The sequence below is a fragment of the Vibrio sp. A1-1 genome, assembly GCF_021728175.1.
Classification (GTDB): Bacteria; Pseudomonadota; Gammaproteobacteria; order Enterobacterales; family Vibrionaceae; genus Vibrio; species Vibrio diabolicus.
This window is the reverse complement of record NZ_JAKKCL010000012.1, coordinates 141354-155121: the sequence shown is the minus strand read 5'-3', so window position 1 is coordinate 155121 and position 13768 is coordinate 141354. Positions and strand designations below refer to the sequence as shown.

The following is a 13768-nucleotide window of genomic DNA, read 5'->3' as shown; positions in this document are numbered from 1 at the left end:
AGTAAATCCTTCTACTTTGATGAAATTAAAAAGTTGTCGCTGTGTTTATCTTCAACGCTTGCGCCACCTGGCTCATTGATGTCGGAGCGATCTTTCAGGTTCACTCCTGACAGTTGTAATTTTCGAGCCTCCTTAAGCAAGTAAAATGCACGTTCACAGGCATCGTCATAATTGAGCCCCTGAGGGCGCACATTGGAAATACAGTTTCTCTGGGAGTCTTTAGAGCCTCGTTTAGCCCCCCAAGTGAGATACATACCCATGCTATCCGGAGAAGTCAGACCTGGCCTCTCTCCAATTAAAACCAGCACGGCCTTGGCGTTAAAACATTCACTAACATCATCCCCTACCGCCACTCTTCCTTGCTTTACGATTGTGATAGGTGCGAATTTCCATTGATGTTCATCATCAGCGCTTAAAAGAGAAATCAATCGAGTAACAACAGGCACGGCATGGTTTTGAATTGCGACGGAAGAAAGTCCATCAGCAATAACAATCGCAAGATCAATGTCAGTGTTATGCTCATTTGCTATCAAGTTGAGCGCTTGCCAAGAAGATTCATCGAGTTGCCGTCCTAAATCGGGCCTTTGCAGGTACATAAGTCGGTCACTCACTTGACTGCTCACTACCACTGGAGGTTCTAAGGTATTTTCAAGAATCGAGTAAGAGTCCGACAAACCAGCAACGAGAGAGTCAACATTTAAACTGCAATGCACTGCATCCATAGCTTGGGCGTGATCCAGCTGAAATGAGAGTAACTCGTTGGTTGGTACACTGTTCCCGCTGCGACCCAGAGCGATCCGAGCAGAGGTGAAGTCGCGTAACTTGCCCCAAGGGTTGTGTGTGACAACTTCAGACTCATCTTGTGTGGACTGAGCAATGGTGATCACTTTACCCATGAGAATACCCCTTATTCAGTTGGTTAATTGCTCCCGAAAACGAGCGAGAGACTTGCTCACTTAACCGAACGTCTTGCACGCTCTCGAAAATCTGCATCTCTATTAACCATTGTTCAAACTCTGGAGCTGGCTTCAGACCGAGTACTTTTCTTGCGTAAAGGGCATCGTGAAATGAGGTAGTTTGATAGTTGAGCATAATGTCATCAGACCCTGGAATACCCATGATGAAAGAGCACTCGGCCACGCCTAACAGTGTCAGTAAATTATCCATGTCATTCTGATCGGCATAGGCATGATTGGTGTAACAGATGTCGCAACCCATAGGTAAACCAAGCAGCTTCCCACAGAAATGATCTTCAAGCCCAGCACGAATGATCTGTTTGCCATCAAACAGGTACTCTGGGCCAATGAACCCAACGACTGTATTAACCAACAAAGGATCGAACTGTTTCGCGACAGCATAAGCACGAGCTTCGCAAGTCTGTTGATCGACCCCATGAAATGCATTCGCAGACAACGCTGTACCTTGTCCGGTTTCAAAATACATCACATTGTTTCCTACGCTACCTCGATTCAAAGACAATGCCGCTTCATGGGCCTCTTTCAAAATCGATAAGTCTATTCCGAATGTATCATTCGTTCCTTGCGTGCCGCCTATCGACTGAAAAACGAGATCGACTGGTGCACCCATTTCAATGGCTTCGATCGTGTTCGTGACATGAGTTAACACACAAGACTGAGTCGGTATTTGATAGTGTTGAATCACCTCATCCATTAAGTTCATTAACTTAATAGCTTGAGGCACATTATCTGTTGCCGGATTGATACCGATAACCGCATCGCCATTTCCGTACATCAGACCATCAAAAATGGTCGCTGCGATACCGTTGAGAGAATCAGTGGGGTGATTCGGCTGTAAGCGAGTAGACAGGCGACTCGGCAAACCAATCGTATTCCGAAAAGCCGTGACAACTTGGCATTTTTTAGCAACGAGAATCAAATCCTGGTTGCGCATAATCTTACTGACTGCGGCCACCATTTCTGGTGTTAAACCTTGACGAATTTTAGCCAACGTTTCACCATCGGCTTCTTCACTCAGCAGCCAATTTCGAAAATCTCCGACCGTCAAGTGCTCAATCGGTTTAAAGGCTTCAAGGTCATGCGTATCGATAATTAGGCGAGTGATATCGTCGCTTTCGTATGGAATAACCGCCTCGTTAAGAAACGTTTTAAGTGGTAACTCAGACAGCGCCATTTGTGCGACTACACGTTCTGCCGCTGACTGAGCACAAACCCCAGATAACGCATCGCCTGATCGCTCCGGTGTCGCTTTCGCCATCAAGTCAGCCAATGACTTAAAGGTATAGACTTTACTGCCTTGTTGCCGACGATAAGTTGCCGTCATTGCTCTTCCTCTTCACTATTTGGTTCGCTTTTTGCTGAACTATCAATAAGCTTTAAGAAAGTATTGCCAAATGTGTTCCGTAGCGTTATCAAAAACTGGCAACATTCATAAACCAAAAATAAACAATGAGTTATGTAAATACTGCTCCAACATGACTCACAAAAAAGGAATGAGCATCACAAGGATGAGTGACCAAACACCCCAAACTGCACCAATGCTGTGCATCCATCACACAAAGGATGCAAACCAACAAGCTGCAAGCCTAATAAACTGGCAACAGGAATACGATCAACTCAGCGATGGCCGATTTTTAGGTCAAATTCGAGAACGACGATTTCCCAATTTCCATGTATTTCGAGAAGACAGTAACCGCTCACTAAGACAGCAATGCAGGGTTGAACAGGGAGGTATTTGGTTGGGTTTGAGTGCGGAAAATAAACCGCTACACCTAAATCACAGCAAGTTTAATGCAAGCCAGCTTTTGCTTAGACAAGGTGGTGCAGATTTTGAGTTAATGACACCTGAACAGTTTTCTATCTATGGGATAGTACTCGACAGAAAACTGGTTCAAATCATAGAAAAACAGCTCGAGTTAGACGGTATCGGCTGCAACACACCGCACTTAGCGGGACTAACAGAAAAGCACATTCAACAACTTAAATTCTACTTGGGTACTTTACTCGGTCCCACTGAATCGCGATGGTCTGACAGCACACATCAGGTGGTTTTAAAAGACATCGTTCTCGAACTGTTCTCAATCAGTTCACCAAGCGCAAGCCACCCGATATCAATCTCTCATCGTCAGCATGTGATGCGCCGCATAAAGCAACAGCTACACGACTTAGATTACAGAACTCCGATCACCGTCAGTGAACTGTGTGACGCTGTGCACGTCAGTCGCCGCACACTGCAGTACACCTTTGAACATTGCTGTAATACTTCGCCAAAGCAATTCATACACCGAATGCGGCTGAATCAAGTACGTAGAGTGCTACAAAGCCCTGAAGATAATCGAACAATTGCAGAAATCGCTTTTGACTTTGGTTTTTTTCATCTCGGGCAGTTCAGCCAAAGCTACAAGCGGCTATTTGGTGAGACGCCAACTGAAACGAGAAAATGGGAGTCCAGCAAATAAAATGACAGGCAGTATATTCTTTCAGATTCTGCGTTGGGGCCATTTTATGTAGTCGCAATGATTTGCTGAAACTTAGCATGAAGATCTGTAAGCGCGGCTTCAACATCCGGTTCTGCTCGGCTCAAATGTGCGATTAGCGTCATGAAGTAGCAGTCAAAAATCAACGGCATTTTGTCTTCAAGAACCGAACTTACGCTCGCAGATTGAAACAAAGCTTGGTTAAACGACTGGTAATAATCCAAATCCCAAATCACCTCTTTCAACAAGGCTCGGCTCAACTCGACGTTCGCAAAATAGTAGCGATAGTATTTCTCCGTCAGCGCCAAACCAATGTCGATAGCTGTCTTACCTTCCACACTGACTAGCGCCTCTTGGCTGATCTGTTGCAGTTGCGTCAGCATCCCTTCGCGCAAAATCGACAGTTTGGTCGGGAAGTGGCTGAACACCGTACCATCGGCGACTCCTGCTTCTCTCGCAATCTGCCTTGTGGTCGTCATGTCATAGCCATTCTGAGCAAAAGATGCCCACGCGGCTTTTAGGATTTTGTCTCTGGTTTGTTGTCGCTTCGTCATTGATGTATCTGCTTAATGAGCCTGAAAGGATCATACCTTGAGCGGCTGACATTGACAAATTGAGCGCGCTCAATTATAAAAATGAGCACGCTCAATTTCATATAAAAACAAAAGGAATCGCTCATGTACGTATTAAACAAACTAGGCCAAGGATTGATTTTCTTGCCGACCATATTCTGCTTTTCTTATATTTTAAGACCCATATTGATGGTGATTCTCATCCCAGGTGGACTCGCACTTTTGGCGTTAATCGGAGGGACAGAAGTCCGGGCGGAACTCAAAGCCATGCTGCTTGAGGAGCTTTTTGGGGTCAGTCCATCGCACACCACCTCGAAAAAAGCGTGAGTGCGCTAAAAACGTTGGCAAGGTTAAGCAAAAAACAAAACGCGCAGGTATCTAGATATCAATACCTGCGCGATATAGATGTTCTGAAAAGAGGACTGGCGTTAGTCAGTATTCATGTTCTGACCGATTCGCCATAAAACGCCACTAGGGTCAAACAAACAACATTCGCGCATGCCCCAAGGTTGCTCGACCAGCTCAGTCAAACGCGAGCCAAATTCCTCATGGCCCACTTTGGATAAGTGCTGATGCCAGCTTTCTGCGTCTTCTACGAGCAAGTGCATCATGAAGTTGTTGCCGTGTTCTGGCTCATAAAAATTCTGTAAAAGAAACGCGCAGCTGCCTTGAGAGAAGTACGCCACATCACCGAAGTCTGACGCCATATCAAAGCCTATCGCCTCATAAAAACGTTTTGAGAGCGCGTAATCTTTCGCTGGAACAAATGATTTGATTTCAACAATATTGAGGTTTTCCATTTCCAATTTCCTAAGCCCTTTTCCATCAAACTGATTGACGTAATCACGCTCTACGCCTTCTATTCGCCTTGCGTATTTTGCTGCGATGGCAGTGGTACACACTCTACCATTTGCGTTTGTAACCACGCGATGAATTTATGTTCGAGTTCTGTACGCTTTTTATCTTGGCTCAATAAAACATAATTGCAAACCTGTAGCACAGAACCAAATGGCGCGACCAAATTACCGCGCTTAATATCGTCCATAACAAAAGGATACGATCCCATCGCCGCGCCTAAGCCCTCCACCGCGGCTTGTATGCAAAAATAAAAATGCGCAAATGATTGCTGAGTGTTACCGTTGAAGGTTTCACAACGTGTTGATTGCTGCCAATCCGCCCAAGCATGTGGGGCGGGATTGGTCATTTTCGGCGCGATGCTGGGCTTAAAGACTTAATGCGCTTGCGATCAGATTTCGACCATAAAAAATGCGGCTACTAGAGCCGCATTACAATCCACAAACCTTAGGTCTGATAAGTGAAACGTTTATTGAGTGATAACGGTGAGCTTATCCCAATCAATCGTGAAGCGAATTTGTGCCTCAGTGTAGTGGCTCGTTGTGCCTTGATCGTACCAGTTACACGCATTGCGAGAGAAACCTTCTTCAACTTCTTTCATGCCAGCTCGTGCGATCATCTCCGTTTTTGGCTCTTCTCCGCGCTCAAATTCTGGTGTGAACACGTACTGGAATTTCGGTTTGAAACCGTAGATCAAACGCGGCAAGTTCTCTTCTGGTAATAGGTTCTCATTTGAACAACCTGTGTAGTGGTAAACACCCGCCCATTTACCGTAGTACTGGTAATCGTTGGTGTAAATTTGGCTAAGAGAGGTGATCCACTTAACGCCCATACCGCGTTCCATGGAAGCCTTTGGTTTGGCTGCGGTGACGTAATCCTTACTTGAGTAGCGAGAGGTATAAGCCACACCGAGATCGGTCGTCAACGAGCCAGAAAAACTTGGTGCCGAGCCCGGTGTTGCAGTCGCGGTTAAGCCGATAGACGGTGCAACCGTGGTTGTCGATATCGAAACATCATTGGCTTCGTTTTGCGGTGAGTAATCCTCACTAAATACAGGCGTGCCACCAGCTTGATAGATGCTGTAATCGAACGCAACTGGGTAGTTTTGAGTAAAACGGTCAACAATCGCTGCATCAAAAGTGTGTTTTACACCCGGCTTACCTGGTACATAACCATTCCCTAGAGTGATCACGCGAGCCGCTTTTTTGTCGTTCTTTGAGTTATGGAATAACTCAACCAGTAACTTCATCTGCACACGGCTACCACGAAACGCGTACGGGAAAAGCTCAGGCTCGCTTTGCATCACGACCTCATAGCTTTTCTTCACGTAACCTTCTAGCGCGATGTCATCAATCAAGACACTTTCTACAACCTTGTTATCAGAAGCAGCGGCAGTAGCGGAAATCCCTAACATTAAGGGAAGCAGTATTTTCTTATTCATTATTTTATTACCTTACTTGGGAACAGTCCCAATTTAAGCTAACACATTGAACAAGTAGCAACAATCAAACGAAAACGATTCACATTATCAATAATTTGACCTACACCCAGAAATGAAAAAAAACAGCCAACTTACGTTGGCTGTTTCAATGCAGTTAATGAATGACCCGAGCGTCCCCTTTAAGTAACTGAGACAGATCGATAGTGAATATCGTCACTGTCGGACGTTTAGGCAGAGCATTTTCGATCGAAAACTCTGGCCCAGCTGGAACGAGGGGGAAGTGAATAGCCGTCGGCCACGTTGACGAAGCTTCATTACCGCCCGGCTCAGATATTGAGAAAGAAAACGCAGGTAAACGGGTCATAACACTTACCTCAAATGACTGATTCGCGGGCTCAAGCGAGCCCGCTTAGGTTTTGCAATGTTATTGTTGTTTTAACACTTACTTAATCACTAACGATTGGTAACGTTAGATATCAAGTTCTTTGTCTTCAACGTGGTTGGTGATCATCGCTTCAGTGGTGATCATCAAGCCAGCAACAGACGCTGCGAATTGAAGCGCTGAGCGTGTTACTTTCGCAGGGTCCAAGATACCCATTTCGATCATGCTGCCGTATTCACCTGTTGCAGCGTTGTAACCGTAATCGACATCACCCGCTTTGACAGCATTCGCTACGACTGAAGCTTCGTCACCTGCGTTAGTTGCGATTTGACGGAGAGGCTCTTCCATCGCACGTAGCGCAACTCGGATACCCACGTTTTGGTCATCGTTGTCACCTTTTAGATCCGCCAATTCTTTCGCGATCTTAGTTAGGGCAACACCACCACCAGCAACAATACCTTCTTCAACCGCTGCGCGAGTAGCGTGTAGCGCATCGTCCACGCGGTCTGTCTTCTCTTTCATCTCAACTTCGGTTGCAGCGCCGATCTTGATCACCGCTACGCCGCCAGAAAGCTTCGCAACACGTTGTTGAAGCTTGTCTTTGTCGTATTGAGAAGTGGTTGTTTCGATTTGTTTTTCAATCGAAGCCACACGATCAGCAATCGCGCTTGCTTCTGCTGCGCCACCCACAATAGTTGTTGTGTCTTTGGTGATGGTCACTTTCTTCGCGCTACCTAGTTGCTCTAGCGTTGCTTTTTCGAGTTCTAGGCCGATTTCTTCAGAGATGACCGTACCTGCGGTTAGTACCGCAATGTCTTCCATCATCGCTTTACGGTTGTCACCAAAACCAGGTGCTTTCACCGCAGTCGCACGCACGATGCCGCGCATGTTGTTCACAACCAATGTCGCTAGCGCTTCACCTTCGATGTCTTCAGCAATGATCAATAGCGAGCTAGAAGATTTCGCCACTTCTTCTAGCACTGGCAATAGCTCGCGGATGCTGCTGACTTTTTTGTCCACCAATAGGATGTAAGGGTTGTCTAGCTCTACGCTGCCATTTTCTTGGTTAGTAATGAAGTATGGCGACAAGTAACCGCGGTCGAATTGCATACCTTCAACCACAGACAATTCGTTGTCTAGACCTTGGCCTTCTTCCACCGTAATCACGCCATTGCGACCCACTTTTTCCATCGCTTCTGCAATGATTTCACCGATCGCGCGATCGCTGTTTGCAGAAATGCTACCCACTTGGGTAATGGATTCTTTGTCGCTGCATGGCTTAGACATTTCACGTAGTTTTTCAACCGCCGATTCAGTGGCTTTGTCGATACCACGTTTTAGGTCCATTGGGTTCATGCCAGAAGCTACCGCTTTAAGACCTTCGTTGATGAAAGATTGCGCCAGTACAGTAGCCGTCGTTGTACCGTCACCCGCTTCATCATTCGCTTTGGACGCCACTTGTTTCACCATTTGTGCGCCCATGTTTTCGAACTTGTCTTTCAGTTCGATTTCTTTCGCTACCGACACACCATCTTTGGTAATGGTTGGCGCGCCGTAAGATTTATCAAGCACAACGTTGCGGCCTTTCGGGCCTAGTGTCACTTTTACTGCGTCCGCCAGTAAGTTCACACCTTTCAGCATTTTTTGACGTGCGTCATTAGCAAATAATACGTCTTTTGCAGCCATAATTATCTCCTCAAAAACTACTACAAAAATAATTACTCAACGATTGCTAACACATCAGATTCGGACAGAATCAAGTATTCTGCGCCGTCAATTTTCTCGGTTTTCACGCCGTAACCGTCATTGAAAATGATTTGGTCGCCCACTTTGACTTCCATCGCAGCGCGTTCGCCATTTTCGAGGCGTTTACCTAAACCAACAGCAATGACTTTCCCGCGGTTTGATTTTTTCACCGACTGAGAAGTTAAAACGATTCCCCCTTCAGATTTATTTTCCACCTCTTGTCTTTCAACAATTAGCTTGTCATTTAAAGGACGAATTTTCATTTTTAAGTGCCTCCTACTTGGAACCAAAAATAAAAGACAGAATAAACATCAAGATGGATTTGCGAGTCGACCGCTCGCTTTCGATGAGAATAATAAGGTCGAAAAATTGGAGTTCAAGAGGTGGATTTCATAAAAATTTTTTATTGAATTGAATAAAATCTTCTATCGAAACTTTTGACATTCACGACCACTTAAAACCTCTTTATGATGGAAAATGTGTTCAATCAAATCTAGAGTGGTTACATACTCTTAAAAAGGATAATCAAACAATGAAAAAGGTCGTATCTCTGTTTCTTGCAACATTGTGCGTTGGCTTGCTTTCTTTCAGCGTTGCGGCTTCTGAGCGTGCTGAGCAAGGGTGGCAACTGATTGAGAAAGGCGCAATGATTGTCGATGTACGCACGCCGCAAGAATTCTCTGAGGGGCATTTAGACAATGCGGTCAATTTCCCTTTATCTGAGCTTGATAAACATTTCCAAGACGTCGATAAAGATCAAGCGATCGTATTGTACTGCCGCAGTGGTAACCGCTCAGGTAAAGCGTATCAATATTTGCAATCGCAAGGATTCACGAATCTGCACAATGCAGGTGGCTTAGAAGAACTGCAAGACGCAAAATAATCATCTCTGTTCTAATTTCAAAAATAAAAGTGCAGAGGGCGTTGCAGACTTATTGCAACGCCCTCTGTTACTAAATAATTCTCTTCCGCTACTACTCTATTTGGGCCCGGCCTCAAACTGAGTCAGGTTATCCGATATCTCAAGCCACGGCGCTTTGGACGCGACAAAAATATGGAAATTTGGCTTGTGGGATGGTGCATCATCCAAGACACCTAGGCGAATATTGACAATCCCATTGTTCTTTTTCGAATACAGGCTCGACCCGCAATGGCGACAAAAACATAACATGGTATTTTCGCTTTTCTGATAAGTTTGAATATCCTCTTTTCCTTGGATAATTAGCAACTTATCTAGAGCAATACCGCCCGCCGATGAATAGTCAGAGCCAGTAAATTTTCGACATTCCGAGCAATGGCAATTTCCCATGTACTTGAATTCATCTGCCACTTCCAATTTCACCTTACCACACAGACATGAGCCTTTGAGTACTTCCATTTGAGTCCCTTTTTGTTATGAATCTAATTGAATTAGACGAATACACCGACACCATGCCACTGCAATGCGAAAAATTAAAGGCAGGTAATACAGGTTTTCAAAAATGAAACGAAAATGTAAAACACTCTACTCAGAGGAAAGATAGGTGTGCTCAGCACGTGAGAGCTCAAGCTATTGTCGATACAAAAACACCAAGCAAGACGCTTGGTGTTTTCTTAATATTTTGTCTAACACAGTCATCACTCTTAATGAGAGACGCCGTGTTGAGAAAGGGTAGTGCTTAGAAAATGCAGTGCTTAGTAAAGCTGGTGGCTTCGTTCGCACTCCAGTCACCTTTTGGCTTATCTTTCAAGTTCTCACACCATTGCTCGCTGCCCACACCATCTTGAAGAACACAGTGCTTCGCAAAGTCTACTGCGTTGTCTGCTGTCCATTCTGTTTTTGGCTTATCGCGCATGTCGTTACACCAGCCTTCAGTGCCCACTTCATCACTACAAGCGGTTAAAGCAGAAGCCGCCAACATCAGCATGACTAGTTTTTTCATAAATTTAAGGTTCCAGTTGCAAACAATATTAAAATAAAACTCAATCGCTTCAACAAATGCCCATTCAACGGTCTGAACTAAGCAGTCACTTGTTGAAGTGACTTTTGTATCAACTATAACGAAATTATCAGTCTACGTGTTAAGACACCGAAAAATTATTGAGCCAAGCTGCGTAAATGACACCATAAACACCTATAGGCAGCGCGCTTGCGTTAATGCGCTGATCTTAGAAGACCCCGTGCCAAAACATGCTAAACGTAACTCTAACGCCATTTGCTCAAAGTGCTCGACCACCGCTTGAGTGCTTATGGTAGCCGCTTTCAAAACTGCGCCCGCTTGCCCAACGAGATTGGCGCCCAAATGTATGGCTTTCGCCGCTTCAAGTCCGTTATGCACACCACCTGAGGCGATCAAAGGTAATGTAGGATACTGTGCTCGTATTTGAGTCAAACATTTTGCCGTTGGGATGCCCCAATCGCGGAAAAGTTCGGCTGCACGCTGCATTTTCGGGTTATCTTGGCAATAGCCTTCAACCGCGCTCCAACTTGTGCCACCCGCGCCCGCTACGTCAATGGCATCCACACCGGCGTCAACCAATCGCTGCGCAACGTGACCACTAATACCAAAACCGACTTCTTTAATAATGATCGGAACATTCACGCGAGATTTAAGCTGCTCGATAGCGTGTAAGACCCCAATCCAATTATGGTCGCCATTTTTCTGAAACGCTTCCTGCATTGGGTTTACGTGTACAAACAACGCATCCGCTTGAATGGATTCAACCGCACGCTGCGCATTATCAAGTTTACCTTTGTCGCGCAATTGAGCGGCTCCAAGGTTAGAATAAAGCGGCACATCTTTGGCTAAATCACGAATGGTTTTGCCTAGACCTGCGTGTTGGCGATCTTCTAAGCTAATACGCTGCGAACCCACGCCCATCGCAATGCCTAATTCACTGGCAGCTTCAGCCAAACGACAATTGATCACTTCAGCGTCTTTCGCTCCACCTGTCATTGAGCTAATCAAAAACGGCAGCGCCAGTCGGTGGCCAAGAAACTCTGTCGATAGGTCGATCGCCTGAAAGTCACATTCTGGCAGCGCGCAGTGTTCAAACTCGACAGACTCAAAGCCCGCCGTTTTATGCTTCATGCTCATGTCATGATGTAAAACAGCGTCTAGATGTAAATCTTTTCGGTTAGTTTGCGGAGCCATAATGTCACCCTAAAGTAAAACAGTCGCGCAGTATTGCGATCCTTATCAGTAACGTCAATGCGAATTTTCTGAATTCACGAGATTACTTTTCCGAAACCAGTAATGAATCACGACTTACTCTGACATTATAGGAAGAGAAACTCGCCTTCCGTTTTAAACAAGCAGGCGAGTGTTTCACGAAGTTGAAGTAATCAGCGTGCGAGACACTACGATAAAAATGGGCCGCATACTTCTCTAATTTACTTTGCGCTTTCTGACAGAATCAGAGACACAACGGTGCTTGTGGTGGTTGGAGTAAACTGCTCAGGATCATCACAGAATTGAATTTTCCCTTTTTCTTCAACGTGAAACAACGGTACTACCGAGTTCCCTTTGTGGTGCGCTAAATAGTCTTGATACGTAAAGTTGTCGCTCAATTTCGTGTGTTTTATCTCTGCACCGCGGCTCAACAAACTGGCCAGCTGGGTATAGCTTACGTTACCGCCCATCAGCAATTTACCGTGGTACTCCTGAGCCACGGAGTGCTTCTCGCTACCATTGCCGTTGGTTTTCACTTTTTGCAAGCAGTGAACTTTATCTTCACCAAACTCGTCGACAAATTGCATGCAAGCCATAATGTTGAAATGCTGGTCAGGCGTTAATGCAACGACTTGTCCCACCCCTATCAGGTTCAAATTGTCATCTGCGTGACTAGAAATCGGATTCCCGTAGTAGTAATCCAGCCCCAACATACGAACTTGACTGATGTACTCCCAGTTAGAATCGGTCATCAATATGCGGCGGTCATAGCGTGCCAACGCTTGACCAATTTCTCTGGCTACTCGGTTAGCACCAATCAACAAGAAGCCGCGTGGCGCTGGCTCCGCGACGCCCAACATCAATGCGACAGGACGTGCCGTTGCACTTTGTAAAACAACCGTTCCGATGATCACCATGAAGGTCATAGGTACCAGTAAAATCGCTTCATCAATACCGTATTCGGTCAATTTGATCGCGAAAAGAGACGAAATAGAGGCAGCGACAATACCGCGCGGTGCAACCCAAGACAGAAACAGTTTATCTTTAAGTCTCAAGTTACTGCGGATGGTTGAGAGGAAAATCGACAACGGGCGCGACACCAACTGCATAAATACAAACAGCAATAACGCGCCACTACCCAGCGCAGCAAAATCATCCAAGCTAATGCGTGCAGCAAGGAAAATAAATAGGCCGGTGATCAGCAATATGGTCAAGTGCTCTTTAAAGTGTAGAATTTGTTGAATATTGATGCCCTTTGCGTTGGCAAGCCACATACCCATTACAGTAACCGTGAGTAATCCGGCTTCAGACTCGATATGGTTGGAGACGGAAAATACGCCGAGCACGATCATCAAAACCGCAAATGGCTGCAAGTATTCCGGTAGCCACGCACGGCGCATAATCGTTGCGACTGCTGCGCCAGAGGCCGCACCAAGAATGACACCCACGGCAATGAGCGTTCCGAACACTTCGGCGCTATTTATCGCGCTGTGCGATACGATGAACTCATAAACCATCACAACAAAAAGCGCACCGAGTGGATCAATCAAGATCCCCTCCCAACGCAAAATATTGGCAAGCGTACTGTTGGGTCTTACCGTCCGAAGAAGTGGCACGATCACCGTCGGACCTGTTACCACGGTTAAGCTGCCGAACAACATGGCGAGCTCCCAAGTAAAACCGAGGAAATAGTGCGTCGCAATACTGGTTGCTGCCCACGAAATAATGGCCCCGATGGAAACGATACTCCAGACTGAGCCACTCACACCGCGAATTTCTTTAAAGTTTAGGGTCAAGCTGCCTTCGAAAAGAATCACCGCAACCGCCAATGAAACCAACGGAAAGAGCAAATTCCCTAAAATCTCATCTGGATTTAACCACTGCATAAATGGCCCGACAATCAACCCGGCTAGCAGCAAAAATAAAATCGCTGGTAAGCGCAATCGCCATGCCAACCACTGACAACCTAAACCAATGACCCCAACCGCTGATAGAACCAGCGCTTCATTACCCACTTGCATTAATCATTACCCGTTTTGTCTTTTTTCGCGTGAATGCGCTATACCCAAATAACCTCGGGCGTGCGGTTCAATAAGCATGACTTGGCATGCAGACTAAACGGCTTACCTTCGACTATTCGACAGCATGCCTCTGAAATGCACATTT

15 protein-coding genes and 1 pseudogene are annotated in these 13768 nt (G+C 45.7%); 3 read left to right on the top strand and 13 right to left on the bottom strand.

Annotation, left to right across the window (positions count from 1 at the left end; translation table 11 throughout):
* Window positions 1-11: 11 nt before the first annotated feature.
* Window positions 12-896 carry an ethanolamine ammonia-lyase subunit EutC gene (eutC, locus tag L3V30_RS17155; protein ID WP_237309373.1) on the bottom strand — a complete coding sequence of 295 codons (885 nt, stop codon included), beginning with the start codon at window positions 894-896 and terminating at the stop codon, window positions 12-14.
* The gene (locus L3V30_RS17150) at window positions 889-2301 is read right to left on the bottom strand and encodes an ethanolamine ammonia-lyase subunit EutB (RefSeq protein WP_237309372.1); all 1413 of its coding nucleotides are present in this window, start codon (window positions 2299-2301) and stop codon (window positions 889-891) included. The genes eutC and L3V30_RS17150 overlap by 8 nt, the downstream gene beginning before the upstream one ends.
* Before the next feature lie 184 nt (window positions 2302-2485).
* On the opposite strand from L3V30_RS17150, the gene L3V30_RS17145 reads away from it, so the two are divergent.
* The gene (locus L3V30_RS17145; protein ID WP_237309371.1) at window positions 2486-3436 is read left to right on the top strand and encodes a helix-turn-helix domain-containing protein; all 951 of its coding nucleotides are present in this window, start codon (window positions 2486-2488) and stop codon (window positions 3434-3436) included.
* 44 nt (window positions 3437-3480) lie between these two features.
* On the opposite strand, the gene L3V30_RS17140 is transcribed toward L3V30_RS17145, so the two are convergent.
* Entirely contained in the window at window positions 3481-4008 is a 528-nt protein-coding gene (locus L3V30_RS17140) for a TetR/AcrR family transcriptional regulator (protein WP_237309370.1), read from the bottom strand.
* A 123-nt stretch (window positions 4009-4131) separates the two neighbouring features.
* Here L3V30_RS17140 and L3V30_RS17135 point away from each other — a divergent pair, with 123 nt between their 5' ends.
* Window positions 4132-4353 carry a hypothetical protein gene (locus tag L3V30_RS17135; protein WP_176319108.1) on the top strand — a complete coding sequence of 74 codons (222 nt, stop codon included), beginning with the start codon at window positions 4132-4134 and terminating at the stop codon, window positions 4351-4353.
* A gap of 101 nt (window positions 4354-4454) precedes the next feature.
* Here L3V30_RS17135 and L3V30_RS17130 read toward each other — a convergent pair whose 3' ends face one another.
* From L3V30_RS17130 to L3V30_RS17105, 6 genes and pseudogenes are all read right to left on the bottom strand, one after another.
* Window positions 4455-4826, bottom strand: a complete 372-nt coding sequence (locus L3V30_RS17130) for a VOC family protein (protein WP_005395273.1) — start codon at window positions 4824-4826, stop codon at window positions 4455-4457.
* A gap of 59 nt (window positions 4827-4885) precedes the next feature.
* Window positions 4886-5215, bottom strand: a pseudogene (locus L3V30_RS17125) (LysR family transcriptional regulator); the annotation flags it as partial.
* Window positions 5216-5350: 135 nt separating this feature from the next.
* Complete coding sequence (locus L3V30_RS17120; protein WP_237309369.1) at window positions 5351-6322, bottom strand: leukocidin/hemolysin toxin family protein; 972 nt, start codon at window positions 6320-6322, stop codon at window positions 5351-5353.
* Window positions 6323-6476: 154 nt separating this feature from the next.
* Entirely contained in the window at window positions 6477-6686 is a 210-nt protein-coding gene (locus L3V30_RS17115) for a hypothetical protein (protein ID WP_005464025.1), read from the bottom strand.
* A gap of 105 nt (window positions 6687-6791) precedes the next feature.
* Entirely contained in the window at window positions 6792-8390 is a 1599-nt protein-coding gene (gene groL, locus L3V30_RS17110; protein WP_237309368.1) for a chaperonin GroEL, read from the bottom strand.
* Between the two features lie 32 nt (window positions 8391-8422).
* Window positions 8423-8713 carry a co-chaperone GroES gene (locus L3V30_RS17105; RefSeq protein WP_005373989.1) on the bottom strand — a complete coding sequence of 97 codons (291 nt, stop codon included), beginning with the start codon at window positions 8711-8713 and terminating at the stop codon, window positions 8423-8425.
* Between the two features lie 269 nt (window positions 8714-8982).
* Here L3V30_RS17105 and L3V30_RS17100 point away from each other — a divergent pair, with 269 nt between their 5' ends.
* Window positions 8983-9333: a rhodanese-like domain-containing protein gene (locus tag L3V30_RS17100; RefSeq protein WP_065645657.1), complete on the top strand. Its 351-nt coding sequence runs from the start codon at window positions 8983-8985 to the stop codon at window positions 9331-9333.
* 96 nt (window positions 9334-9429) lie between these two features.
* On the opposite strand, the gene L3V30_RS17095 is transcribed toward L3V30_RS17100, so the two are convergent.
* From L3V30_RS17095 to L3V30_RS17080, 4 genes are all read right to left on the bottom strand, one after another.
* The gene (locus tag L3V30_RS17095; protein ID WP_005395284.1) at window positions 9430-9828 is read right to left on the bottom strand and encodes a GFA family protein; all 399 of its coding nucleotides are present in this window, start codon (window positions 9826-9828) and stop codon (window positions 9430-9432) included.
* Window positions 9829-10108: 280 nt separating this feature from the next.
* Window positions 10109-10372, bottom strand: coding sequence for a DUF3012 domain-containing protein (locus tag L3V30_RS17090; protein ID WP_005395285.1), 264 nt, complete (start codon window positions 10370-10372; stop codon window positions 10109-10111).
* Window positions 10373-10564: 192 nt separating this feature from the next.
* The gene (gene fni / locus L3V30_RS17085; protein WP_109168875.1) at window positions 10565-11584 is read right to left on the bottom strand and encodes a type 2 isopentenyl-diphosphate Delta-isomerase; all 1020 of its coding nucleotides are present in this window, start codon (window positions 11582-11584) and stop codon (window positions 10565-10567) included.
* Between the two features lie 239 nt (window positions 11585-11823).
* Window positions 11824-13623: a sodium:proton antiporter gene (locus tag L3V30_RS17080; RefSeq protein ID WP_237309367.1), complete on the bottom strand. Its 1800-nt coding sequence runs from the start codon at window positions 13621-13623 to the stop codon at window positions 11824-11826.
* Between the last annotated feature and the right edge of the window lie 145 nt (window positions 13624-13768).

Coding starts and splice junctions, on each gene's coding strand:
- eutC (WP_237309373.1), bottom strand. CDS start 896: ATGGGTAAAGTGATCACCATTGCTCAGTCCACACAAGATGAGTCTGAA.
- L3V30_RS17150 (WP_237309372.1), bottom strand. CDS start 2,301: ATGACGGCAACTTATCGTCGGCAACAAGGCAGTAAAGTCTATACCTTT.
- L3V30_RS17145 (WP_237309371.1), top strand. CDS start 2,486: ATGAGTGACCAAACACCCCAAACTGCACCAATGCTGTGCATCCATCAC.
- L3V30_RS17140 (WP_237309370.1), bottom strand. CDS start 4,008: ATGACGAAGCGACAACAAACCAGAGACAAAATCCTAAAAGCCGCGTGG.
- L3V30_RS17135 (WP_176319108.1), top strand. CDS start 4,132: ATGTACGTATTAAACAAACTAGGCCAAGGATTGATTTTCTTGCCGACC.
- L3V30_RS17130 (WP_005395273.1), bottom strand. CDS start 4,826: ATGGAAAACCTCAATATTGTTGAAATCAAATCATTTGTTCCAGCGAAA.
- L3V30_RS17120 (WP_237309369.1), bottom strand. CDS start 6,322: ATGAATAAGAAAATACTGCTTCCCTTAATGTTAGGGATTTCCGCTACT.
- L3V30_RS17115 (WP_005464025.1), bottom strand. CDS start 6,686: ATGACCCGTTTACCTGCGTTTTCTTTCTCAATATCTGAGCCGGGCGGT.
- groL (WP_237309368.1), bottom strand. CDS start 8,390: ATGGCTGCAAAAGACGTATTATTTGCTAATGACGCACGTCAAAAAATG.
- L3V30_RS17105 (WP_005373989.1), bottom strand. CDS start 8,713: ATGAAAATTCGTCCTTTAAATGACAAGCTAATTGTTGAAAGACAAGAG.
- L3V30_RS17100 (WP_065645657.1), top strand. CDS start 8,983: ATGAAAAAGGTCGTATCTCTGTTTCTTGCAACATTGTGCGTTGGCTTG.
- L3V30_RS17095 (WP_005395284.1), bottom strand. CDS start 9,828: ATGGAAGTACTCAAAGGCTCATGTCTGTGTGGTAAGGTGAAATTGGAA.
- L3V30_RS17090 (WP_005395285.1), bottom strand. CDS start 10,372: ATGAAAAAACTAGTCATGCTGATGTTGGCGGCTTCTGCTTTAACCGCT.
- fni (WP_109168875.1), bottom strand. CDS start 11,584: ATGGCTCCGCAAACTAACCGAAAAGATTTACATCTAGACGCTGTTTTA.
- L3V30_RS17080 (WP_237309367.1), bottom strand. CDS start 13,623: ATGCAAGTGGGTAATGAAGCGCTGGTTCTATCAGCGGTTGGGGTCATT.